Origin of the sequence: Pseudoxanthomonas sp. LjRoot143 (assembly GCF_964252945.1) — a bacterium.
Taxonomy (GTDB): domain Bacteria; phylum Pseudomonadota; class Gammaproteobacteria; order Xanthomonadales; family Xanthomonadaceae; genus Pseudoxanthomonas_A.
Genome location: NZ_CAXUPM020000001.1, coordinates 610,831 through 632,468, shown reverse-complemented (window position 1 = coordinate 632,468; position 21,638 = coordinate 610,831). Strand labels below are relative to the sequence as shown.

Annotated in this window: 21 protein-coding genes; 5 read left to right on the top strand and 16 right to left on the bottom strand. The window is 64.9% G+C overall.

Annotated features, from left to right (window positions below; genetic code table 11):
• Positions 1 to 16 precede the first annotated feature (16 nt).
• From ACSQ1W_RS02980 to ACSQ1W_RS02960, 5 genes are read right to left on the bottom strand one after another with little or no spacing between them, the layout of a single operon-like run.
• On the bottom strand, positions 17 to 3,592 hold the full coding sequence (locus ACSQ1W_RS02980; protein WP_436041601.1) for a pilus assembly protein: 3,576 nt from the start codon (positions 3,590 to 3,592) through the stop codon (positions 17 to 19).
• Positions 3,593 to 3,603: 11 nt separating this feature from the next.
• A complete protein-coding gene (locus ACSQ1W_RS02975; RefSeq protein WP_436041600.1) occupies positions 3,604 to 4,155 on the bottom strand; it encodes a pilus assembly PilX family protein in 552 nt (183 codons plus the stop codon).
• Positions 4,155 to 5,213: a PilW family protein gene (locus tag ACSQ1W_RS02970; RefSeq protein ID WP_436041599.1), complete on the bottom strand. Its 1,059-nt coding sequence runs from the start codon at positions 5,211 to 5,213 to the stop codon at positions 4,155 to 4,157. Before ACSQ1W_RS02970 ends, ACSQ1W_RS02975 begins: the two co-directional genes overlap by 1 nt.
• Positions 5,210 to 5,656 (bottom strand): type IV pilus modification protein PilV, encoded by a 447-nt coding sequence (gene pilV, locus ACSQ1W_RS02965; RefSeq protein ID WP_436041598.1) that lies wholly within the window; start codon positions 5,654 to 5,656, stop codon positions 5,210 to 5,212. Before pilV ends, ACSQ1W_RS02970 begins: the two co-directional genes overlap by 4 nt.
• 7 nt (positions 5,657 to 5,663) lie before the next feature.
• The gene (locus ACSQ1W_RS02960) at positions 5,664 to 6,227 is read right to left on the bottom strand and encodes a GspH/FimT family pseudopilin (RefSeq protein ID WP_436041597.1); all 564 of its coding nucleotides are present in this window, start codon (positions 6,225 to 6,227) and stop codon (positions 5,664 to 5,666) included.
• A 150-nt stretch (positions 6,228 to 6,377) separates the two neighbouring features.
• On the opposite strand from ACSQ1W_RS02960, the gene ACSQ1W_RS02955 reads away from it, so the two are divergent.
• A complete protein-coding gene (locus tag ACSQ1W_RS02955) occupies positions 6,378 to 7,400 on the top strand; it encodes a sensor histidine kinase (RefSeq protein WP_436041596.1) in 1,023 nt (340 codons plus the stop codon).
• 9 nt (positions 7,401 to 7,409) lie between these two features.
• Here ACSQ1W_RS02955 and ppnN read toward each other — a convergent pair whose 3' ends face one another.
• The 5 genes from ppnN to grxD all read right to left on the bottom strand — a co-directional run bounded on the left by ppnN (position 7,410) and on the right by grxD (position 14,252).
• Positions 7,410 to 8,792, bottom strand: a complete 1,383-nt coding sequence (gene ppnN, locus ACSQ1W_RS02950; protein ID WP_436041595.1) for a nucleotide 5'-monophosphate nucleosidase PpnN — start codon at positions 8,790 to 8,792, stop codon at positions 7,410 to 7,412.
• 127 nt (positions 8,793 to 8,919) lie between these two features.
• A complete protein-coding gene (locus ACSQ1W_RS02945) occupies positions 8,920 to 12,324 on the bottom strand; it encodes a TonB-dependent receptor (RefSeq protein WP_436041594.1) in 3,405 nt (1,134 codons plus the stop codon).
• A 265-nt stretch (positions 12,325 to 12,589) separates the two neighbouring features.
• Complete coding sequence (locus ACSQ1W_RS02940; RefSeq protein ID WP_436041593.1) at positions 12,590 to 13,192, bottom strand: YhgN family NAAT transporter; 603 nt, start codon at positions 13,190 to 13,192, stop codon at positions 12,590 to 12,592.
• Positions 13,189 to 13,935 carry an SDR family NAD(P)-dependent oxidoreductase gene (locus tag ACSQ1W_RS02935; RefSeq protein ID WP_436041592.1) on the bottom strand — a complete coding sequence of 249 codons (747 nt, stop codon included), beginning with the start codon at positions 13,933 to 13,935 and terminating at the stop codon, positions 13,189 to 13,191. Before ACSQ1W_RS02935 ends, ACSQ1W_RS02940 begins: the two co-directional genes overlap by 4 nt.
• On the bottom strand, positions 13,932 to 14,252 hold the full coding sequence (gene grxD, locus ACSQ1W_RS02930) for a Grx4 family monothiol glutaredoxin (protein WP_192269971.1): 321 nt from the start codon (positions 14,250 to 14,252) through the stop codon (positions 13,932 to 13,934). Before grxD ends, ACSQ1W_RS02935 begins: the two co-directional genes overlap by 4 nt.
• 157 nt (positions 14,253 to 14,409) lie before the next feature.
• Between grxD and ACSQ1W_RS02925 the strand changes: the two genes are divergently transcribed.
• Complete coding sequence (locus ACSQ1W_RS02925) at positions 14,410 to 14,988, top strand: superoxide dismutase (RefSeq protein ID WP_436041591.1); 579 nt, start codon at positions 14,410 to 14,412, stop codon at positions 14,986 to 14,988.
• 74 nt (positions 14,989 to 15,062) lie between these two features.
• On the opposite strand, the gene ACSQ1W_RS02920 is transcribed toward ACSQ1W_RS02925, so the two are convergent.
• Entirely contained in the window at positions 15,063 to 16,205 is a 1,143-nt protein-coding gene (locus ACSQ1W_RS02920; protein ID WP_436041590.1) for a 5-(carboxyamino)imidazole ribonucleotide synthase, read from the bottom strand.
• Entirely contained in the window at positions 16,202 to 16,711 is a 510-nt protein-coding gene (gene purE, locus ACSQ1W_RS02915; RefSeq protein ID WP_192269977.1) for a 5-(carboxyamino)imidazole ribonucleotide mutase, read from the bottom strand. The genes ACSQ1W_RS02920 and purE overlap by 4 nt, the downstream gene beginning before the upstream one ends.
• A 64-nt stretch (positions 16,712 to 16,775) precedes the next feature.
• Here purE and ACSQ1W_RS02910 point away from each other — a divergent pair, with 64 nt between their 5' ends.
• From ACSQ1W_RS02910 to ACSQ1W_RS02900, 3 genes are read left to right on the top strand one after another with little or no spacing between them, the layout of a single operon-like run.
• Entirely contained in the window at positions 16,776 to 17,045 is a 270-nt protein-coding gene (locus tag ACSQ1W_RS02910; RefSeq protein WP_192269979.1) for a Trm112 family protein, read from the top strand.
• Positions 17,042 to 17,908 (top strand): carboxylating nicotinate-nucleotide diphosphorylase, encoded by an 867-nt coding sequence (gene nadC, locus ACSQ1W_RS02905; RefSeq protein WP_436041589.1) that lies wholly within the window; start codon positions 17,042 to 17,044, stop codon positions 17,906 to 17,908. Before ACSQ1W_RS02910 ends, nadC begins: the two co-directional genes overlap by 4 nt.
• 7 nt (positions 17,909 to 17,915) lie before the next feature.
• Entirely contained in the window at positions 17,916 to 18,251 is a 336-nt protein-coding gene (locus ACSQ1W_RS02900) for a DUF3301 domain-containing protein (RefSeq protein ID WP_192269983.1), read from the top strand.
• Positions 18,252 to 18,299: 48 nt separating this feature from the next.
• Here the strand turns inward: ACSQ1W_RS02900 and ACSQ1W_RS02895 are convergent, their stop codons facing one another.
• The 4 genes from ACSQ1W_RS02895 to ACSQ1W_RS02880 form a co-directional block, all read right to left on the bottom strand.
• Positions 18,300 to 18,758, bottom strand: coding sequence for a ClpXP protease specificity-enhancing factor (locus ACSQ1W_RS02895; protein ID WP_192269985.1), 459 nt, complete (start codon positions 18,756 to 18,758; stop codon positions 18,300 to 18,302).
• Positions 18,759 to 18,822: 64 nt separating this feature from the next.
• The gene (locus ACSQ1W_RS02890; RefSeq protein ID WP_192269987.1) at positions 18,823 to 19,458 is read right to left on the bottom strand and encodes a glutathione S-transferase N-terminal domain-containing protein; all 636 of its coding nucleotides are present in this window, start codon (positions 19,456 to 19,458) and stop codon (positions 18,823 to 18,825) included.
• Positions 19,459 to 19,639: 181 nt separating this feature from the next.
• The gene (locus ACSQ1W_RS02885; RefSeq protein WP_436041588.1) at positions 19,640 to 20,386 is read right to left on the bottom strand and encodes a cytochrome c1; all 747 of its coding nucleotides are present in this window, start codon (positions 20,384 to 20,386) and stop codon (positions 19,640 to 19,642) included.
• A complete protein-coding gene (locus ACSQ1W_RS02880) occupies positions 20,379 to 21,638 on the bottom strand; it encodes a cytochrome b (RefSeq protein WP_192269991.1) in 1,260 nt (419 codons plus the stop codon). Before ACSQ1W_RS02880 ends, ACSQ1W_RS02885 begins: the two co-directional genes overlap by 8 nt.

Genomic DNA, 21,638 nt, shown 5'->3' with positions numbered 1-21,638 from the left:
ACACGCTCCGTGCTTGTCATTGCGCCATCACCTCACGCCAACTGACGCGGGCAGCACGACCACCTGCGGGCGGCTCGATTCCCTGGCTTTCGGTATTGCCCGCACCACCATTTTCCGAGCTGAAAGCGCCAGTGCCGACCGTCGCCAGACTGCTGGTCACGTTCGCTTCCGTGGGCATGCCGCCACTGATACCGACCGAGCCCACAACACCATCGCCGATCCGCCCGTTGTTGCTGAAGTACCCCCCCACCTCGGGACTGGTACCGGTGAACAGATTGAGGGCATTCAGGAAACCACTACCTGCCGAGCTGTTGCAATCACTGCCGGTCGGAGGGATGACCGAAGACACATACATCGCCGTCCCGTAGACCGTAGGCGACGAGATCACGCGCTCCGGTGCCGTCAGATCGATGTACCAACCCTGCTTGCCAGACTGCAGCACCGAGTAATTCTCGAAACCACGTGCTGCGGCCCCCGATGCCGTCGTTCCCGAATAGGGAATGGTACGCGCCTGCAGATTGGCCCGGCCGGCAATCGTGCTGCCACTGTCCTTCAGGCCGTAGAGAGTTTGCGCCGTCTGCGTGGCGACCCCGGGCATGTCGTTGCTCGACAGGAAGCGACCGGTACCGAAACCGACGAAGATCTCTCCCGCCTTGCTGCGCCCCACCGCCAGACCGCCGGTGATCGGCTGCGGCTTGTTCGCCGCGTCCATGGCCTGGAACAGCTTCACCGCACTGGTAGGCAGCGTGGCCGCGCTGAAGTCCCAGCGCCAGACATTACCCTTCAGGTCGCCGCCGTAGACCGTGTCCACCTTGCCGTCTCCATTCAGGTCCGCCATGCCCAGCGACATCAAGCCATTGCCGCCGGAATTGTCGGCCACGAGCCGGGTGGTGCTGGCGATGCCGCCATTGGCGTTCAACTCGTAGACGAACAGCGTCGCCGAACCGTTCGGGCTGTCGATACCGTTGGGAACGAAGGCGTAGGTCTTGCCGCCGTTGCCATTCCGGATCAGCACACGCCCGAGCACGAACCCCATATTGGGTTCGGTCGTATCGTTGGCCGTTGCCCGACTGACCGTCTGATCCCAGAGGACGTTGCTCGTCCCCATAGCGGTCGGCGTGGTCACGTCCAGCGCGAACACACCGCGGCCACCACGCCCCAGCGCCCCGACCAGGATGTTCTTGTTGCTCCCCTGCATGGCCCGGCTGGTCACATCGATCTGCCCATCGACGAAATGACGATGCTCGTAAGCCGTGGCGCTGAGGCTGGCCAACGCGGTGTAGTCGATGCCCTTCGGCAGATAGGAAAACAGCACTTGTCCGCGGTTGGCGGTATCGGCGCTGTTAGCATTGATGGCATGCAGCATGCCGTCGTTGGCCCCGATGTAAACCGTCTTGGTATCTTCCACATACGCCGGCGAAGAATTCACGATGTCGCCAATCGGATAGGCGCGCCTGCGCAGCGTTCCACCGACCTGGCCGACTTCCTTGCTTTGGCCGCCTCGGATATACGTGATGTTCTCGTCGGCCGTGGCGGCATCCGCCTGACCGGTGCGCGCCGCCAGATCGCCAGCACCCGTCATGGCGCTGTTGAACAGCGATGCCGCGCCACTCTTCATGGTCAGCACGGTACGGTTCTGGAAGTTGGCGTTGGCACGGCCCGTCGCAAATGTCTGCGACAGGACCCAGTCTGGCGTGGTGGAAACGCCCGTCAGCGCGGCGTTGAACGGACTGGCGATCAGGTCGCCCACCCACGTGCCCGAAGTGAAACCGGCCACGAAGGTCAACGTAGTGGTGTCGGTCTTGGTCGAGCTGGACGCGATATTGGAACCGGAAGCACTGCGCGAATCGATGGCAGCCAACGCGCCTGTCAGTGCCTCGGCGAACTTGTCGCTGTTGCTCGCAACCACAAACTTGCCGCGACCATTGAGCGATGCATGCCACAGGTCATCGATACGCTGCGCGCCGCTGTTGTTGATCGGGTCAACGTTCCAGGGTGATGGCGGCGGATTCTCCGGATTCAGTGTGCCTTGCAGACCGATGGACACGCCGAAGGTGACCATGTGCTGCCAGTCCGCCGGATCTGACGTGCTGGTTAGGACATTGTTGGCCATATCGGCACGCAAGTCCGTACTCCAGTACCTGTAGGCAACGTCGGCTACGGTATCGGAATATCTGTCCGGATACTGCGGTGGATTGCCATCGACATCGCGACTGGTGGACGCATCCGCATTCCCGACATTGTTATAGCCGGAATCGCTGTTCCAGTAGCCGTCCGTCGTCAGGATGGCGTAGTTCTGCCGGCAGGTCATCATCGCGCCCGAAGAGTCCGTTTTCCAGGGGTCGTCGGTCATGAAATAGCGTGCCGAACGCTGCAGCGCCCCTTTCAGCGGTGTACTGCCGCTTGCGCCGGTATTCTGAAGCCGACTGTAGAACGTGGTGCGATTGGTGCCTTCGAACAGTCCCCCTCCCGTGGCATACGGAATAGGAAGCGCGGGCGCGCTACCACCTGTGTTGGCCGTACCGCCGCCCCTGTTCCAGATGGTGTCGTAGCCCACGCGGTAATTCTTGCCCAGTCGCCCGAATGCTTCCGAAGCACCGGCCTTGGCCATCTTGTTGCGCGTACGGTGGTACTGGTACCAGTTGGCGAAGTTCTGCAATTCCGCTTGCTGCAAGGCACTGGTGTTTCCACTGGGCGTCATATCCGGCCAGCCAACAGAGGTGACCGTATAGCTGATATTCCTTACTTCGGAGTACGCATAAATCCTGAAGCTGATCGTCGCTTGCGGCGAGTCGATCGTGATGCTCTCACTGTTAGTGCCGCCAGCGCTGGTGCTGACAGTGCTGGTGCAATCGGACCGCCTCGTATAGACGGACAGATCGCCATCGCCCGATCCGCCTGACGTCTGGATCGTAACGCTATCAGCGCCATTCGTATTCACGACGAAACACGTGGACCAGTTGTTTCTCGTAATCGATGAAATGGTCGCGGGGCCGAGCAGGGTTGAAGCCGTCAACTTCTGGACAGCGCCACTGTTCCAGCTCGTGGACGAACTTGAAGTGCCAATCCGATACTTGTCGTAGTTGCTCGCCGTCGTGCCCGGGTTGGCCACTCTGGGGACATAGAAGTACGACTCTGGAACGCCGTTCTCGTTCGTTGCGCTCCGGAGGTCCACTGTACTGGCCGTCGGACTGGTGTAGCTACTGGCCGCTGACCTGAAGTTCGCTGAGGCAAGCCGAGCACTCAGATCGGTACTGGACGTACGCCAGGGCAGGTATGTGTTTCTCGGATCGTAATAGAGCGTATTGGTGACATAGGAACGATCCGAAACGTCGTCGTTGAGTTCGGTCGTTTCTCTGTTTCTACCGTTCGCCAGCATCACCGCCGATTCCATCGACCCGGAATCATCCAGGATCAGGAGAAGATTCGGCGGAATGGCGTTGCCACCCGTCAGCAATGGATGGTCCGGGAAAGACGTGGTCACGGCATGCGCCGGCAGCCCCATCAGCGTAACCAGCGCTGTGACCGCCGCAACCCCCAGGTTCTGTGTCCATGCGGGTTTGCGAGGCGCAACAATATGCTTCGTCTTCATGATGCGCTCCCTCAGCGCCGGTACAACGACTGGAGAACCACCTCGGCGCCATTGGGCGTCGAAGCGTAGGACGTGATGCGGAAAACGCTCTGCGTGGCACCCGCCGACGGCGGCGGCTTGCCCATGTCGATGCCGACGCCCGCGCCAGATGAAGCTGTTGTGACCTGCCCGAAGTTTTCGATGACGAACCTTGGGCTGACTGATACCGAACCTACAGTGACTGCGGTACCAGTCTGGAAACCGGCTCCCGTGGTCCAGAAACCGGTCGCCATCCAGGCTGGTGTGGCTGGCGCCGCCATCATGGCGCACCGCCCCGCGCTGCAACCCGATGCGGGGAAAGTGACGGTACCGTCACGGACGATGATCTCCGCCTGGCGAAGACCGGCCTCTGCCACCTGAAATGCCATGCCTCGCGCGGCGGTATTGGATGCCATGCGCTCCTGCATGATGGCGCCCCGCATCGAGGCGACGCCGAGGATGGTCACGATCAACAGCAGCAACAGGACGAACGGTAATGCCGCGCCTGACTGGGCGCCGCGAGAGTAGCTGATGGGTGCATTCATCATTGGATGTCCTGATGATTTCTGAGCACGATGTAATCGTCCAACGTACGCGTCAGCACGGCATCGTCGACGCCCCTGACGTCGGCACGACTCAGCGCCCCCTGTTCCGCCTGGAAGGTCATCCGCGCACGCACCGCCGTGACCTGGGACCACCCACCTGCCGCGGCGACACCCGCCGCGTTAACGTAGTTCGCTGCGGTGCCGACCTTGTAGGTCAGCCCCAGCGCGGTCACACCCTCCGCGATTTCGCTGCGTGCACCGTTCAGCGTGCGATAGAGCGAGCTGCCGCCTCGCCCGTTGTCCGCTACCGTCCACACTGCTCCGACCGGTGCGACAACGTATGCGGGCGATGAGCCGATGCCGCCTGGGCAGGCAGTCGTGTCTGCCGCTGTTTTCGCCACGCCCGCCCCCAGCCAGAAGCAGTAGCGCGGATTGGCATTCATGGCCGTACAGTTCGTGGACCCTGACCCCGGGCGGGTAAAGTTCGCACCGCAGTTCGCCGTACCGGTGTGGCCAATGGTGGTGCCGGAAGAGGTGACGCCCGTTGCCGAAAACACGACCGCATGGTCGGTGTTGCAGATCATCAGAAGCTGACCGTTGGCGATCCCGGAGGTGGCGATCCCCACGGATATGGCATCACCCGATCGCTTATGTTCACTCACGCTGTAAGTGGTGCCATTGGCCGCATACAAGGTGATCTCGTCGGAGCCGTTGGCTCCCGTTCCGTCAACCCCGAAGATGCCATTCACAAATCGCGACCAGAACACGGCGTCCGGCGCGGCCAACTGGACCCCGAAAATATCCGTATTGACGCCATCGATTCGCAGGCACGGATTGATCCCGGCCTCGCGTATGTCCCGCGCCAGTATTTCGAAGGCACTGCGCTGGTTCTCCTGGATCCGCCCGATGGACTCGCTGGCTCCATACACACGGCTGTTCGACAGGAACAGGCTGCCGGCCGCGGCCACCACCAGCAGGCCGAGCAGTAACGCGACCATCAGTTCTATCAATGTGAAGCCGCGCTGTGCCGCCACGACCTGTCTTGGCGAATGCGTCATAGTTGGCTCGTGATGTTTATGTTGACGGGCTCGTCGCTGGCTCCCGTGGTGTTGGCATCGGTCCACTGGACGCCAACGCTGCAGACCATAGTGTCCGCATTGCAGACAACCCTGCCCATCGCGTCGGGGGCCACGTTGACACTCAACCCATCCAGCCATCCCGCCATGGTTCCCGGATCCCCGGAGCCATCGCCCGCCGTGTAGATGTTGGTGTTGTAGGTGCCAAGATTCGCGCGATCGGCCCGAATGATGTCCATCATCGAGTAGATCTGGATCGCGGCCTGAGAGCGACTTGCGGACCCCATCGTATTTTTCAGTGTGACGGCCTGCATGGCGGCGATGCCCAGAAGGCCGACCGCCAGCACCAGAACCGCGACCATGACTTCAACCAGTCCGACACCCTGCTGGGAACGGCGCGCCACGAAAGAAGGAACTCGTTTCATGATGACCTCAGTTGTCCACGGGTCCGGTACAGGCCGCCGTCGCCGCTCGCCGCCGCGTGCTGACCCGGCTGACGTTTGTCGTCACATCGATGCCATTGTTGCCGGACAGATTCGCCACGCACAGGCCGATCGTGCCACTGGCATTGGCACCCACCGAAGAGAAACCGCTGGGCACGAACACGAGCCTGTGATTGCCGGCCGAAAGGTTTGCGCTGGATTTGACCACCACGGATTCGTGCAGCGTGCTGTCGCGCAGCACCGTACTGACACCATCCTTCACCATCAGGGCGATCCAGCGATTACCGGCGGTGGCGGCACAGCTGGCCCCATCGGCGCTGGGACAGACCGAAACACGTGCCCGACGACTGACCGCCGCGACCTTGGCTGTCTGCAGCATCGCGACCATTTCGTTCGCAGAGGATTTCAACCTGTTTCCGCGCACCAGGCTGGAGAAGCTCGGCATGGCGATGGCCGCCAGCATCGCGGCGACCGCGAGGGTCACCACAAGTTCGACCAAGGTAACCCCGCGGGCGGCGTGACGCCCTCTGGATTTCCGACCACATCGCGACATGACCCTTCCCCGGGTATTGGGCAGGGGTAACCTATTTCAGCGCCCGCCGCGCGCGCCACCTGTTCCCGATAAGCGGGCTATTCCACAGACTGGGTGGTAAGACCCATCATGGACTGCCCGCCCAAGGTCCACTCGCCCGGAATTCAGCACGTGAATACGCCCGGCCACAGCCCGCTCGACGCCCTGTTCCGCCCCGTCGCCTTGATCGCGGTGCTTCTTGCCGGCGAGGCGCTGGCATTGATCATTGCGCTGTCATCCCACGCATCCGGCGGACGGCTGATCCAGTTCGGCTTGACTTCGCTCGGCATTCAATGGATCTGCCTCAGCACGCTGTGCACCACCTTCCTGCTGCGCCAACCCTTGGCCCGACTCCGGTCACCCACGGTGGCTTGGATCTGCCTCGGGATCCTGCTGTGCATGACCCTGCTGGTGACCCTGGCCGCCTGGAGTCTGTTCGCGACGCCGGGTGACCTGGCAGACGGCAAGTGGTCCTTCGTACTGCGAGCACTGGCTATCGCGCTGGTCGTCGGGCTGTTGACACTGCTGACCTACCAGAACTACTGGCGCGCCAAACAGCTGGCCGTGAGCGCCGAGCACGCCAAGCTGCAGGCCCTCCAGGCCCGCATCCAGCCGCACTTCCTGTTCAACACGCTCAACACCGGCATTTCGCTGCTGCATGCGAAGCCGGACCTCGCCGAGCAGTTGCTGCTCGACCTGTCGGACCTGTTCCGGGCGGCGCTGTCGCAACGCGAGTCCCTCAGGCTGTCGGAGGATATTTCGCTGGCGCGCCGCTACCTGGAGATCGAACAGCTGCGCCTGGGGGACCGGCTGCGGCTGACCTGGGACATCCCTGACGAACTGCCCGCACTGCAGGTGCCGACGCTCTCCATCCAGCCGCTGGCGGAGAACGCCATCCGGCATGGCATCGAGCCATCGACGACAGGCGGGGACGTGAGCATCCGCATCAGCACGATCGACGGCTTCCTCCAGGTCGCCGTCTCCAATTCGCTGCCACCGGCGTCGTCCCGTGCGGCCGCCGGCCACCAGGTCGGTCTCAGTTCGGTGCGTGCACGCATCCATGCCTCGACCCAAGGCCGCGGGCGCGTGGACACGCGGGTCGCCGACGGTCTCTACACCGCCACCATCCGCCTGCCACTGGACGTCGCGGGATAGCGCGGCGCGTCAGGTCACCACGCGATAGCAGGGCTTGTATTCGCCCGCGATCTTCATGCGCCGCTGCTCGACGAACGCGCGCAGCAGCGCGTCCAGCGCCTGCATCATCGCCGCGTCACCGTGGATCTCGAACGGACCAAACTCCTCGATGCGGCGCATGCCGTCTTCCTTGACGTTGCCGGCGACGATGCCGGAAAACGCGCGGCGCAGGTCTGCGGCAAGATCATGTACGGCACGTCCCGGGCGCAGCTGCAAGGCCGCCATTGCCTCATGCGACGGCACGAAGGGCTGCTGGTAGTCCTCGGGAATCTGGACGGCCCAGTTGAAGAAGAACGAATCCTTGTGCTCGATGCGGTACTCGCGCACCTTGCGGATGCCGGCGACCATCCTCTTCGCCACCGTGACGGGGTCGCCGATGATGATCTCGTAGCGCTCGGCCGCTGCATCGCCCAGCGTCAACCGGATGAAACGGTCGATCTGTTCGAAGTACGGCGCGGCGATGGTCGGACCGGTCAGGATCAGCGGGAACGGCAGGTGCGCGTTGTCCGGGTGCAGCAGGATGCCGAGCAGGTAGAGGATCTCTTCCGCCGTGCCGACGCCGCCGGGGAACACCAGGATGCCGTGGCCGATGCGGACGAAGGCCTCCAGGCGCTTCTCGATGTCCGGCATGATGACCAGATGATTGACGATCGGGTTCGGCGACTCGGCCGCGATGATGCCCGGCTCGGTCACGCCGATGTAGCGCGTCTTGGCGCGGCGCTGCTTGGCGTGCGCGATGGTCGCGCCCTTCATCGGCCCCTTCATCGCGCCCGGTCCGCAGCCCGTGCAGATGTCCAGGCCGCGCAGGCCCAGCTCATAGCCGACCTGCTTGGTGTAGAGGTACTCGTCGCGCGAGATCGAGTGGCCGCCCCAGCAGACAACCAGATTGGGATCACTGGGTTTCAGGATGCGCGCATTGCGCAGCAGGCCGAACACCGCATTGGTGATGCCGGCCGAGGATTCCAGATCGGCCGCGTACTCGGGACCGAGTTCGATGGCGGTGTACGCCAGGTCGCGCACCACCGCGAACAGCAACTCGGCCACGCCGCGGATGATCTCGCCATCCACGAAGGCCATCGCCGGCGCGTTGATCAGGTCGATGCGCACGCCGCGGTCCTGCTGCAGGACCTGGATGTCGAAGTCGGGGTAGAGATCGCGCGCCGCGCGCGGATCGTCGGACGCGCTGCCGCTGGTCAGCACGGCCAGCGCGCAGCGGCGCAGCAGCTCATGCATGCCGCCGCTGGACGCGTCGCGCAGGCGCGCTACTTCGGCGCGGGAAAGTACGTCCAGGCCACCACGCGGATAGATCCGCGCGTCCTGCACCGGCAACGCCCTCGATGCCGTTTGGTTCATGGGAATTCCTGTCATTCGTTCGCAAGGAGCGGGACTGTAGCGCAGTCCCGCGGGCGTGAGGAGTCCGCCCAAAAAGAAACGGCCGGGTTGCCCCGGCCGTTCGTGTCGCGTTCCGCTGTGGAGCGGATCAGAACTCGTACTTCAGACCCACCTGGACCGACCACTGCGAGATGCCGTTGGTCTGGCTGTCGGCGTTGGTCGGCATGCCGTACGCGGTGGACTGGCCGAACTCGGTGCCCGAGCGGTAGCCGTACACGTACTTGCCGTCGTAGATGCCCTGCAGCGTCGCCACGGCGTTGTTGGCGTTGAAGCCGTAGTCGAGCACGTGGCCCCAATCCTTGTTGATCAGGTTGCCGACGTTCTGGATGTCCAGCCACACCTTGGACTTGTGGCCCTTCATGAAGCCCGGCAGCTCCTGGCTGATACGGATGTCGAAGGTGTTGACCCAGCCCGACGTGAAGCCGTTTTCGGGGGCGTAGGTACCGCGGTAGCGGCTCAGGCCGTCCTGCTGCTCCAGCCACGTCCAGAACGCCTGCTCCATCGCCGCATTGGCGGTGAACTGGCCGGTCGCGTTCAGGCTGCCGAACAGGACGTCGCCCGGACCATTGGGCACGTAGAACAGGTCGTTGAAGGTACGGTTGTCGCCGTTGGCGTCGCCGCTGAAGATGTAGCTGAACGGACGACCGCTGCGGCCTTCATAGACCAGGCCGACCTGGGTCGCGTAGTCACCGAAGAACTTGTGCGTCCAGTTCAGCGAACCGCTGAAGCGGTCCTTGATCTCGTAGCGCGCGGTGGAGCTGGTCGGCTCGTTGATGTTGACGCCCAGCTGCGAACCGTAACCCGAACCGGCGGTGGAGCTGGTCAGCGCGGACACTTCCTCGGCATTGGTGCGGGTGTAGCCCAGGGTCCAGGACCAGTCGCTCTCGGTCGAGAACGGCTTGGTCAACGAGACCGTCAGCTGCTGGCCCTTGCCCTTGTTGGTGTTTTCCAGCAGGAAGACGTCACCGAAGTAGGTGTTGCGGCCGAAACGCGCGCCGTTGCCTTGGATGCCGCCGGTTGACGTGGTGTTGCCGAACGGACGCGGGCTGTTCGGGTTCCAGTACAGCACGCGGCCGTCCGGACCGACGTAGCCCGGGCCGACGTTGAGGCTGCGGTAGAACAGGCCGTTCTTGACGTCCGTCAGCAGCAGCTCGGCCGAGGCCACGATGCCGTTCCACGGGGTTTCGACGTCGATCGCCAGGTTGGCCTTCCACACCGACGGCAGCTCGAAGTCGCTGCTGATGGCGTTGACGTTGCGCACGCCGGCACCCGGCGTGGTCGGCACGTTCTGGTTCAGGCCGTCGGCGCTGAACGGAACGGTCTGCCACGCGCTCAGGTTCTGGTACGAAACGTAGTTCATGCCCGTGCTGCTGTAGGCATTGCCCACCCACACGTTCGGCGCGTCACCCTGGAACAGGCCCACGCCGCCACGCAGCTGCATGGAACGCTCGGTGTCGAAGGTGTAGTTGAAGCCGAAGCGCGGCTGGATGATGAAGTCGCCGTTGTAGGTGTTGTTGTTGGCGATGCCGAAGCCGCCGGTGTAGCCCGTGCCGCACGCGGCGTTGACCGTGCCCGGCGCCGCGGCGAAGCACTCGTTGAACGGCGGGTTCGGGCTGGCGCTCGGCTTGTCGGCGCGCACGCCGAGAGTCAGCGTCAGGTTCGGCGTGACGTACCAGGTGTCCTGGACGAACAGGCCGAGGCTCTTGTTCTTGTAGCGTGCGGCGATCGCATCGGGATTGGTCGGGTTGGTCTGCAGGTCGTAGTCGAAGTACTGGCCACGCAGCAGGTTGCCGAAATCGGACGCGCCATTCACCCGCGGGACGTAGAAGCTGTAGTTGCCCCACGAATCCTGCAGGAAGAAGTTGTAGATCTCGCTTTCGCTGTATTCCGCACCGAACTTGAAGTCGTGGTCGCCGACGGTCCAGGTGGCGGCGCCGAAGTAGTTCCACGTTTCGGTCAGCAGCGCATTGCCCGGCGAGCTGCGCTCGGTACCCAGACGGATCGCGTCCAGACCGGAGAAGCTGTTGCTGGTGCTGCCGATCGGGTTGTCGTTGCCGTTGCCGACGATGCCGTCATCGAAATAGACCTGGATGGTCGGCGCGGTGGTCGGGCTGATGCGGATCGCCGAGTAGTCGCGGTAGGACACCTTGAACTCGGTCGAGAACGTGTCGGACCAGTCGCTGAACAGCTGGCCGACGTAGCTTTCCACGGTCTTGGCGTGGTTGAACCAGTTGGAGCTCAGCGCCAGGATGCTGGCGGTGGAGGCTTCCGGACGCACGCGGTTCTGTTCGAGCTTGCTGTAACGCAGGCTGGCGCGATGGGCGTCGCTGATGTTCCAGTCCAGCTTCAGCGCGTACTCTTCCAGCTCGGTGTCGCCGCCGCCCGACAGGCCGCCGGCATCGAAGCCCCACACGTCGCGTGCGATGCGCTGCACTTCCGACAGGTCGGCGGCAGTGAAGTCAGCGTTGCCGGCCGCCAGCGGGTTGGTGCCCTGGCTCTTACCGGCCGGGCCGATGTTGGTCTGCTTGAACTTCTCGTAGTTGGCGAAGAAGAACAGCTTGTCCTTGATGATCGGGCCGCCCAGGGTGACGCCCCAGGTGGACTCGTCGTCGTACTCGTCGAACGGCATGCCGGTGACGTTGAGCGCCGTGCTGCCGGCCACGCGACCCGGGTAGTCGCCGAACCAGTCGCCGTCACGGTACGTGCCGTAGACCGAACCGTGGAACTCGTTGGTGCCCGACTTGGTGACGGCGTTGACGTTGGCGCCGGCGGCGCCGGACATCGTCACGTCGTAGTTCGACAGGTTGACGTCGATGGCTTCGATGGCTTCCATCGAAACCGGCTGGCGCTGGGTCGGCATGTTGTTGCCTTCCAGACCGAAGGTGTCGCTGGCCGACACGCCGTCGATGGTGATCTTGTTGAAGCGCGGGTTCATGCCGCCGGCGGTGATGCTGCCCGAGGCACGGTCGCTGAAGGTCACGCGCGGGTCGAGGCGCATGTAATCCTGGATGTTGCCGTTTACCGACGGCAGGGCCTCGATCGTCACGCGATCGACGCTGGTGCCCGAACCCATCTTGGTCGCGCTGAAGACTTCCGAACCACCGGAGAAGCCGACCGCGGTGACGGTTTCCAGCGTGGTGAGGTCGCCGGTCAGCGCGGCATTGATGGTGTTCACCTGGTTCAGCGTCAGGAACACGTTGTCTTCGGTCTTGGTGCCCGAACCGGACTTGGTGATCGTCACCTGGTAGGGACCGCCGACGCGCAGGCCGCGCGCGTTGTAACGACCACTCTCGTCGGTGGTGGCGCGACTGACCGTGCCGGATTCGACGTGGGTGATGGTCACCTCGGCGCCGGCGACGGGCTGGCCGCCATTGTCGGTGACCAGGCCGCCCACACCGGCCGACGTGCTCTGCGCGAAGGCAGGAGCGGCGGCAAGCGCGACGACGAGGCCAAGGCTGAGCTTGGACAGGCGAAGACGACGGGTTTGGTTCATCGGATAAACCTCAGGTACGGGAGTGATGTGGCGAAGCTGGCTGACGAGACGTGCGCGGAAGCGACCGTGAAGGTCGTTTCGGAAGGGCGTGCTAGGGGTTCCCATGGCCCACGCGGCGTCCGCGGAGGTTAATAACAGGTTAACACGATAGGACCATTTTGTGACCGCGGCATGACAAAGTTTCCGCAGTGCAGCACGGTCGACGGGGCGCGGTCGTGCCGGGCTCGTTCGACGATCCGGCCATCTGGCAGCCGGCCTGGCTCCGTCAGATGTTGGGGGGCGTGAGCTTCAGGTACGTACCGATGCCGTCCAGCACCATTTGCACGGAAATGGCGACCAGAAGCATGCCCATTAGCCGCTCGATCGCGGTCAGCACGCGCCGCCCCAGCCATTTGTAGAGGACGGTCGCGGAGAACAGGATCACCGCCGTCGCCCCCCAGGCCAGCAACAGGGCCAGGCTCCAGTCGCCGAGCCGGGACGGGTCATTGCTGCCCATCAGCATGACGGCCGCCATGCCGGACGGACCGGCCACCAGCGGAATGGCCAAGGGCACGATGAAGGGCTCCCCGCCGGGAAGCTCGCCCATCAGGCCCTCCGGCCGCGGAAAGATCATCCTCACGCCAATCAGGAACAGCACGATGCCGCCGGCGATCGCGACCGATTCCTGGCGCAGGTGCATCAACTCCAGGGCGTACTTGCCGCCCCACAGGAACAGCATCAGCACGACCAGGGCGATCAGCAGCTCACGTACCACCACGATGCGCTGCCGGCGCGGCGGCAGCGGCTTGAGCACGCTGAGGAACACCGGGATGTTGCCCAGCGGGTCCAGGATCAGGAACAGCAGCAGGGCCGCCGAGAGGACGGTCATGCCCGCACCTTCCATATCTGCCCCCTGTACTCGGCGCCTGCAGATGACAGCAGGGTGACACAGGCGCCCGCATAGTCGCCGGCGTCGCGCGCCTGCGCATCGGTGTCGTCGGCATAGGCGCGCGAGCGCAATCCGGTACGCATCGGCCCGGGCTGCAACGCGGACACACGGACCGTGCTGGTGGCCAGTTCGGCGTGCAGCATGCCCACCATGGAGGTCAATCCGTGCTGGGCGACGCCGTAAGCCCCCCAATATGCCTGCCCGACGCGCGCCAGGTCATCGACGCTGAAGACCAGCGCCGCGTCATCCGATTGCTTCAGCAGCGGCAGGCAGGCCTGCGACAGCCACCACGGTGCAGTGAGGTTGACGTGCACGACGCGCGCAAAGGCCGCCGGGTCGGTGTGCTCGAGGGGCGTCAGCCCCTTGAACTCGGCCGCGCAATGCAGGACGCCGTCGAGACGGCCGAGTTCGCCATGGATCCGATCGGCCAGTTCGGCGTAGTCGTCGGGCGTCGCGCCCTCCAGGTCGAGCGGATACAGCAAAGGCTCTGCCCCGACCTGCGCCACCGCGTCGTACACGCGATTCAATTTCGGCACCTTGCGCCCCAGCAGCACCACCGTCGCCCCCGCTTCCGCACATGCGACCGCGGCCGCACTGCCCAGGCCGCCGTGCGCACCGCTGACCAGCACGACGCGCTGGTCCAGCGCGCGCGGCGTGCGCGTCGGCAGTCCGAGCAGACTCACGGCGTGTAAGCCTCGGTCACGATGCGCTGCAGCTCGCCCGACTCGTGCAGTTCCAGGGTGATGTCGCAGCCACCGATCAGCTCGCCATTGATGAAGAGCTGCGGAAACGTCGGCCAGTTGGAGAAGCGCGGCAGGTTGGCACGGATCTCGGGTTCTTCGAGCACGTTGATCACATGGAGCTGTTCGGCGCCCGCTTCGCGCAGCGCGTGCACGGCTCGGCTGGAGAAACCGCACATCGGGAACTGCGGCGTGCCCTTCATGAAAAGGACGATCGGGTGGCCATCCACTTCGGCCTGGATGCGTTCCATCACCGGCATGCTGATTTCTCCTTCGTTGACGGTTTGGCAACCACCGTCGGGTACACTTTCGGTCCGTTCCGCAGGGCGTACCTGCGGCTCGCATAGTGTAAGCCTTTGCATCGCCCGCCGATGCTGGGCACGTCCTCTTGACCCGCCTAGCGTAAGGAACCAAGCCATGGCCATCGAACTGCCCCCCCTGCCCTACGACCGCACCGCGCTGGAACCGCATATCTCCGGCGAGACCATCGACTTCCACTACAGCAAGCACCACAAGACCTACGTCGACAACCTCAACAAGCTGATCGAGGGCACCGAGTTCGCCGACGCGTCGCTGGAAGAGATCGTGCGCAAGTCGCAGGGCGGCATGTTCAACAACGCGGCCCAGGTCTGGAACCACACCTTCTACTGGAACGGCCTGAAGCCCAATGGCGGCGGCGAGCCGACCGGCAAGCTGGCCGAGCTGATCAACAAGGCCTTCGGCGACTTCGCCAAGTTCAAGGAAGAGTTCACCAAGACCGCGATCGGCACCTTCGGCTCCGGCTGGGGCTGGCTGGTGCAGCGTCCGGACGGCTCGCTGGCGCTGGCCAGCACCTCCAACGCCGCCACCCCGCTGACCGGCGAGGACAAGCCACTGCTGACCATCGACGTGTGGGAGCACGCCTACTACATCGACTACCGCAACGCCCGTCCCAAGTACGTGGAATCGTTCTGGGCACTGGTGAACTGGGACTTCGTGGCCGGCAACCTGCGCTGAGCACGGGCCAACGCTGCACATGAAAACGGCCGGGGAAACCCGGCCGTTTTCTTTTGCATCTTCAGCGGAACGCCCTAGGTGGACAACCTCGCCACGACGGGCGCCACCTGGGCCTCGCGTCCGAGCACCGCCCCCACGCGCGCCAGCGCCTGGGCCAGCGACGAGGCATCGTCCGCACGCAGCGTGGCATGACCCACCTTGCGGCCCGCGCGCGATTCCTTGCCATAGTCGTGCCAATGGCCGCCGGCTTCCTGCAGCACGGCGCGCGCATCCGGCATTTCGCCGATCCAGTTGAGCATGCAGGCCTGGCCCAGCACGCGCGTATCGCCCAGCGGCAGCCCGAGCACCGCGCGCAGGTGGTTCTGGAACTGCGAGGTCTCCGCGCCTTCGATCGTCCAATGGCCGGAGTTGTGCACGCGCGGCGCCATCTCGTTGGCGAGCAACGCACCGTCGCGGTAGAACAGCTCAAGTGCGAATACACCCACGTAATCCAGCGACTCGGCCAAGCGCCGCGCATGCGCGCAGGCAGCATCCGCCAGTGCCGCATCGACGCGCGCGGGTGCCAGGCTCGCCGACAGCACGCCGTCGACATGCCAGTTCTCGGTCAGCGGCCAGGTGCGGAATTCGCCATCGCGGCCGCGTACCGCGACCACCGACAGCTCCCGCTCGAACGGGATGAAGGCCTCGACGATCAGTCCGACGGTGGCCGCCTGCGCACCCAACGCCTCCCAGGCGGCATCGACGTCGGCCGGCGACTTGATGCGGAACTGGCCCTTGCCGTCGTAGCCCAGGCGCCGCGTCTTGAGGATGCACGCGCCGCCGAGTCGCTCGACTTCCGAACGCAGCACGTCGGGACTGCCGACATCGGCGAACGCACCAACCGGGATGCCGAGCTGCTGAAACAACGTTTTCTCGACCAGACGATCCTGCGCGACGGCCAACGCACGCGGATTGGGAAACACCGGCACACGACCGGCAAGCCACTCCGCGCTTTCCGCCGGCACGTTCTCGAAATCGAACGTGGCCACATCCACCTTGGAGGCGAACTCGGCCAGTGCGGCTTCATCGCGGTAGTCGCCCACCAGCAACGGCGCGAATTGCCCGGCGCAGGCATCCGGCGCGGTATCCATCACGAGGAAGCGCAGGCCGAGCGGCGCACCCGAGAGCGCGAGCATGCGGGCCAACTGCCCGCCGCCAAGGATGCCGACCGTGGTCATAGCGGCTGGCGCGGATCGTCGTGCGCCATCACATCATCGGTCTGGCGCGTGCGGAAGGCGTCGAGCGCGGTGCCGATCGCCGGATGCTCCGGTGCCAGCAACGCCGCCGCGAACAGGCCGGCATTGGCCGCGCCCGCATTGCCGATGGCGAACGTCGCCACCGGGATGCCGGCCGGCATCTGCACGATGGACAGCAACGAATCCATGCCATTGAGCGCCTTCGACTGCACCGGCACGCCCAGCACCGGCACCGCCGTCTTCGCCGCGAGCATGCCGGGCAGGTGCGCGGCACCGCCAGCGCCGGCGATGATGGCGCGCAGTCCGCGCGACGCCGCTGCTTCCGCGTACGAGAACAGCACGTCCGGCGTGCGATGCGCGGAGACGACTTTCACTTCGTAGGGAACGCCCAGCGCATCCAGCTTCTGCGCGGCATGCTGCATGGTCTCCCAGTCGGAGCGGGAACCCATCACGATGCCCACGACGGGGCTGGAAACGCTGGCGGTCATGGCCGTCCTCGGTCGCAAAGACGTATTCTACCCTCCTGACCGAACCGCTGATCGAGTCCCCCACATGGACCGCAAACTGCTCGACCTCCTCTGCTGCCCCACCACCCGCCAGCCGCTGGCCGTACTCGATGCGCGCGGACTGGAAGCACTTAACCGCGCCATCGGCGACGGGCAGGTCAAGCGCGCCGACGACACCGCGCAGACCGACGCACTGCGCGAGGCGCTGGTCACGCACGACCGCAAGACCGTCTACCGCGTCGAGGACGGCATCCCCGTGCTGCTCGCGGAGGAGGCGATCGCCACCGCACAGGTCACCGACTTCCCCGCGCGATGAGCCAGCGCCCGACACCACCGCCGGCGGACGTCGTGGCCTCGGATGTCGCGCGCGCACTGGCGGAGGATGTCGGCAGCGGCGACGTCACCGCCGCCCTGCTGCCGGATAAGGCTGACATCGCCTATCTGCTGTGCAAGGAGAGCGCCGTCGTTGCCGGTCGCCCCTGGTTCGATGCCTGCCATCGTGCGCTCGATCCCGACGTGCGGATCGACTGGCGTGTGCAGGACGGCGATCGTGTGCCCGCCGGCACCGTGCTGGCCACGCTGGCGGGGCGGACACGTGCGCTGGTCACTGCAGAGCGTTCGTCGCTGAACTTCCTTCAGACCCTGTCCGGCACCGCCACCGTCACCGCCCAGTATGTCGATGCCGTGCGCGGCACCGGCTGCACGATCCTGGATACGCGCAAGACCCTGCCGGGCCTGCGTCTTGCGCAGAAGTACGCGGTCCGTTGCGGCGGCGGACAGAACCACCGCATCGGCCTGTACGACACCGTGATGCTGAAGGAAAACCACGTGCGGGCCGCGGGCTCGCTGGCGGCGGCCATCCATGCCGCCCGCAGCGCGCAGCCCTCGCTGCCCCTCATCGTGGAAGTGGAAACCCTCGCGCAACTCGACGAGGCGCTGGCGGAAGGCTGCGAGCGCATCCTGATCGACGACTTCGATGCCGATGCCCGGCGCGAGGCCGTGCGTCGCGCCAAGGCGGCACCGTACGACGGTCGCATCCCGCTCGAGGTCTCCGGCAGCGTGGACCTGACGACGCTGCGCGGCATCGCGGAAGACGGCGTGGACTTCGTGTCGATCGGCGGCCTGACCAAGCATGTCCGCGCCATCGACCTGTCGATGAAGCTGGGCCCCGCGCCGTGAGGTTCGCATGTCGCCCTTGAGCGCCTTGCTGTGGCTGATCGCCGGCGGTGCCGCGTTCGCCTACTGGAACGCCGCACGCGCGGCCGCCGAACGTGCCGGCCTGCTGGGCCGCAATGCGTGCAAGGCCGCGGGCGTCATCTGGCTGGACCAGAGCGTGCACGCCAACGGAGTACGGCTGTGCCGCGGCGAGGACGGCTGGCTGGGTTTCGAGCGCAGCTTCCGCTTCGAGTATTCGTACGACGGCATCGATCGCCATGTCGGTCGACTGGTGCTGCGTAAAGGCCAGCTGGTGTCGTTCGTGGGGCCGGTCGCCCCGTCGGTGACGCCGATCGATCGGCACTGAGCCGTCGCGGTCGGCGGCCCGGTCGACCGGATACGCCGTGTACCTCGTCTACTTCACCACGCGCAGGAACGGGGGGCGCTTGCCTCCACCGCCGGAGGGCGGCGTATCGTCGTCGGGCGGTGCGTCCTGCGACGTGACGACATCGTCGTCATCGCCGGCGGCGTCGGTGTCGTGCGGGACGTCGTCCGGCAGCGCCATGCCCTGCCCGGTCTCGCGCGAATAGATCGCCAGCACCGCGCTGATCGGCACATGGACCGCATGGCTGACGCCGCCGAACCGCGCCGTGAAGCTGACCGCGTCGTTGTCGATCATCAGCCGCACGACCGCGCGCTCGGCGATGTTCAGCACCACCTTGCCTTCCTTCACCGCGCTCGCGGGCACCTGCACGCCCGCCATCGTCGCGTCGACCAGCAGGTGCGGTGTCATCCCGTTGTCGGCGATCCACTCGTTCAGCGCCCGCAGCAGGTACGGACGATGGCTGGTCATGCGGGAAGAGGCGTCGGTCATTTCACTTCTCGGCGGCCAATCACGATGCGGGATCGCGTCTGGCCTGGTCTTGCACGGCGGTCGGTCAGGCCGGAATCTCGCGCAGCTTCTTCTCCGCGTCCGTCAGGCTGCGCAAGAAGCCGGGGTGGCGGAAGATGCGGTTGCCGTAGTCCTCGATCGCCTTGCCGTCCTTCGGCAGCGGTACGTCGAGCGACGGCAGGCGCCAGATGATCGGGGCCATCGCGCAGTCGGCCAGGCTCATCTCGGGATTGAGGAAGAACTTGCTGGCCTTGAACAGCGGCACCGAGGCGGTCAGCAGTTCCTTCAGGCGCTTGCGGCCGGCTTCGGCCTGCTGCTTGTTGCCCAGCTGGATGGCCTGCACCTGCGGCACCCAGTCGTGCTCGATGCGCAGCATGGCCAAGCGAAGGCGCGCGCGAGAAAGCGGGTCGACCGGCATGAGCGGCGGATGCGGATAGCGTTCGTCGAGGTATTCGCTGACCACCGACGCGGCGTACAGCACCAGGTCGCGCTCCACCAGGGTGGGCACGGAATGGTAGGGATTCAGATCGATGAGGTCTTCGGGCGGATTCTGCGGATCCACCGGCACCAGGTCGTAGCTCACGCCCTTCGCGGCGAGTACCAGCCGCACGCGGTGGCAGAGCACGTCATCGGTGGAGGAAAACAACGTCAGTGTATTGCGCATACGTGGACTCGCAGCCATTCACGGCTCTCCGACGATCGGAATCCGCCGATCGCACTGACGCCGCCAGCCCCTTGCCGACGGTCGCCACGGTCCCTGAGTGTGCAATCCCCGCCCGAAAAAGCCAAGCAACCCCCTGCCCGGCTTTTCTTGCCGGTGCAGGCGCTTGGCCTGCACCGCGGCGTCGGACGCGCGACGCCGCCTAGTGGACGTCCTTCCAGTACTCCTGCTTCAGCAGGTAGGCCAGGAACGTCAGCGCCGACAGGAACAGGATCACCCACACGCCGATGCTCTGGCGCTTCAGGGCAGCCGGCTCGCCGACATACTCCAGGAAGTTGGTGATGTCGCGCGCGGTCTGGTCGAACGCCCGTGCATCCTGTCGGCCGGCCTGCGTGACCTTGAGGCTTTCCACGTGCCGCTCGCCGGTGGCCGCGTCGGGCTGACCGTACTCGGCGTGCTGCATGCCCTGCAGCTCCCACAAGGGGTTGGGCATGGACGCGTTGGGGAACAACTTGTTGTTCCAGCCCAGCGGACGCGACTCGTCGAGGTAGAACGACTTGAGGTAGGTGTAGATCCAGTCGCTGCCACGCACGCGCGAGATGACGCTCAGGTCGGGCGGCATCTTGCCGAACCACTTGGTGGCCGGGTCGTGCGGCATCGAGACCTGGATCTGTTCGCCGAACTTGGCGCCGGTGAAGTTGAGGTTCTTCATCACCTTGTCTTCGGTCAGGCCCAGGTCCTCGGCCATGCGCGAGTAGCGCATGTACTTCAGCGAATGGCAGCCGGCGCAGTAGTTCATGTACAGCTGCGCGCCACGCTGCAGCGACGCGCGGTCGCCGAGGTCGTTGCCGGCCTGCAGGGTGGCGCCGCCGCCGGCGGCGAACACGGAGAACGAAATCAGCAACCCGCTGGCGAAGACAGCTAGGCGAGAGGCGAAAGTCTTAGTCATGCGTCGTCACCCGCTCGGGCACTGGCTTGGTCTTGTCGATCTTGGTCCAGATCGGCATGGTCAGGAAGAACAGGAAGTAGAACGCAGTCAGGAAGCGGCCGACGATCGTTTCCACCGGATCCGTACCCGGACCGGCGCCGATCTTGCCCAGCCAGACGAAGCAGATCGCGAACACGCCCAGCAACACCTTGGACAGCACGCCGCGATAGCGATACGACTTCACCTTGGCGCGATCCAGCCACGGCACCAGGAACAGGATCGCGATGGCGCCGAACATCACCAGCACGCCGCCCAGCTTGTTGGGCACCACGCGCAGCATCGCGTAGTAGGGCGTGTAGTACCACACCGGCTTGATGTGCTCCGGCGTGACCAGCTTGTTGGCTTCGGTGAAGTTGTCGTGCTCCAGGAACCAGCCACCCATGGCCGGCGCGAAGAACACGATGAACGCCGCGAAGATCAGGAAGCAGCCGACGTAGAAACCGTCCTTGACCGTGTAGTACGGATGGAACGGCACGCCGTCCGCCGGGGCGGTGGGCGACCAGCGGTTGCCCTTCGGACCCTTCTTGATCTCGACACCATCCGGGTTGTTCGAACCCACTTCATGCAGCGCGAAGATGTGCAGCACCACCAGCAGCAACAGCACCAGCGGCAGCGCGATCACGTGCAGGGCGAAGAAGCGGTTGAGGGTGGCGTCGCTGGGCAGGTAGTCGCCCATGATCCACTCGGTCAGGCCGTTGCCGATCACCGGGATGGCACCGAACAGCGAGATGATGACCTTGGCGCCCCAGAACGACATCTGGCCCCACGGCAGCACGTAGCCCAGGAAGGCCTCGGCCATCAGCACCAGGTAGATCAGCATGCCGAGGATCCACACCAGCTCGCGCGGCTTCTGGTACGAGCCGTACATCAGGCCGCGGAACATGTGGATGTAGACGACGATGAAGAACAGCGAGGCACCCGTGCTGTGCATGTAGCGGATCAGCCAGCCCCACTCCACGTCGCGCATGATGTATTCGACCGAGGCGAAGGCTTCCGCCGCGCTCGGCTTGAAGTGCATCGTCAGGAAGATGCCGGTCAGGATCTGGTTGACCAGAACCACGATCGACAGCACGCCGAAGATGTACCAGATGTTGAAGTTCTTGGGCGCGTAGTACTCGCTCATGTGCTTGCGGTACACGGGCATGAAGCCCGGCGCGCGCGCATTGAACCAGTCGACCACGCCATCGGCGGTGCGGGTGATGATGTTCGCCAT

What these genes read in the sequence shown, in the direction of transcription:
- ACSQ1W_RS02960 (WP_436041597.1), bottom strand. Translation starts at nt 6,227, where the DNA reads ATGTCGCGATGTGGTCGGAAATCCAGAGGGCGTCACGCCGCCCGCGGG.
- nadC (WP_436041589.1), top strand. Translation starts at nt 17,042, where the DNA reads ATGAGCCAGCGCCCGACACCACCGCCGGCGGACGTCGTGGCCTCGGAT.
- ACSQ1W_RS02900 (WP_192269983.1), top strand. Translation starts at nt 17,916, where the DNA reads ATGTCGCCCTTGAGCGCCTTGCTGTGGCTGATCGCCGGCGGTGCCGCG.
- ACSQ1W_RS02910 (WP_192269979.1), top strand. Translation starts at nt 16,776, where the DNA reads ATGGACCGCAAACTGCTCGACCTCCTCTGCTGCCCCACCACCCGCCAG.
- ACSQ1W_RS02945 (WP_436041594.1), bottom strand. Translation starts at nt 12,324, where the DNA reads ATGAACCAAACCCGTCGTCTTCGCCTGTCCAAGCTCAGCCTTGGCCTC.
- ACSQ1W_RS02890 (WP_192269987.1), bottom strand. Translation starts at nt 19,458, where the DNA reads ATGGCTGCGAGTCCACGTATGCGCAATACACTGACGTTGTTTTCCTCC.
- ACSQ1W_RS02920 (WP_436041590.1), bottom strand. Translation starts at nt 16,205, where the DNA reads ATGACCACGGTCGGCATCCTTGGCGGCGGGCAGTTGGCCCGCATGCTC.
- ACSQ1W_RS02925 (WP_436041591.1), top strand. Translation starts at nt 14,410, where the DNA reads ATGGCCATCGAACTGCCCCCCCTGCCCTACGACCGCACCGCGCTGGAA.
- pilV (WP_436041598.1), bottom strand. Translation starts at nt 5,656, where the DNA reads ATGAAACGAGTTCCTTCTTTCGTGGCGCGCCGTTCCCAGCAGGGTGTC.
- ACSQ1W_RS02975 (WP_436041600.1), bottom strand. Translation starts at nt 4,155, where the DNA reads ATGAATGCACCCATCAGCTACTCTCGCGGCGCCCAGTCAGGCGCGGCA.
- ACSQ1W_RS02970 (WP_436041599.1), bottom strand. Translation starts at nt 5,213, where the DNA reads ATGACGCATTCGCCAAGACAGGTCGTGGCGGCACAGCGCGGCTTCACA.
- ACSQ1W_RS02885 (WP_436041588.1), bottom strand. Translation starts at nt 20,386, where the DNA reads ATGACTAAGACTTTCGCCTCTCGCCTAGCTGTCTTCGCCAGCGGGTTG.
- ACSQ1W_RS02980 (WP_436041601.1), bottom strand. Translation starts at nt 3,592, where the DNA reads ATGAAGACGAAGCATATTGTTGCGCCTCGCAAACCCGCATGGACACAG.
- ppnN (WP_436041595.1), bottom strand. Translation starts at nt 8,792, where the DNA reads ATGAACCAAACGGCATCGAGGGCGTTGCCGGTGCAGGACGCGCGGATC.
- grxD (WP_192269971.1), bottom strand. Translation starts at nt 14,252, where the DNA reads ATGCCGGTGATGGAACGCATCCAGGCCGAAGTGGATGGCCACCCGATC.
- ACSQ1W_RS02880 (WP_192269991.1), bottom strand. Translation starts at nt 21,638, where the DNA reads ATGGCGAACATCATCACCCGCACCGCCGATGGCGTGGTCGACTGGTTC.
- purE (WP_192269977.1), bottom strand. Translation starts at nt 16,711, where the DNA reads ATGACCGCCAGCGTTTCCAGCCCCGTCGTGGGCATCGTGATGGGTTCC.
- ACSQ1W_RS02895 (WP_192269985.1), bottom strand. Translation starts at nt 18,758, where the DNA reads ATGACCGACGCCTCTTCCCGCATGACCAGCCATCGTCCGTACCTGCTG.
- ACSQ1W_RS02940 (WP_436041593.1), bottom strand. Translation starts at nt 13,192, where the DNA reads ATGACCGTCCTCTCGGCGGCCCTGCTGCTGTTCCTGATCCTGGACCCG.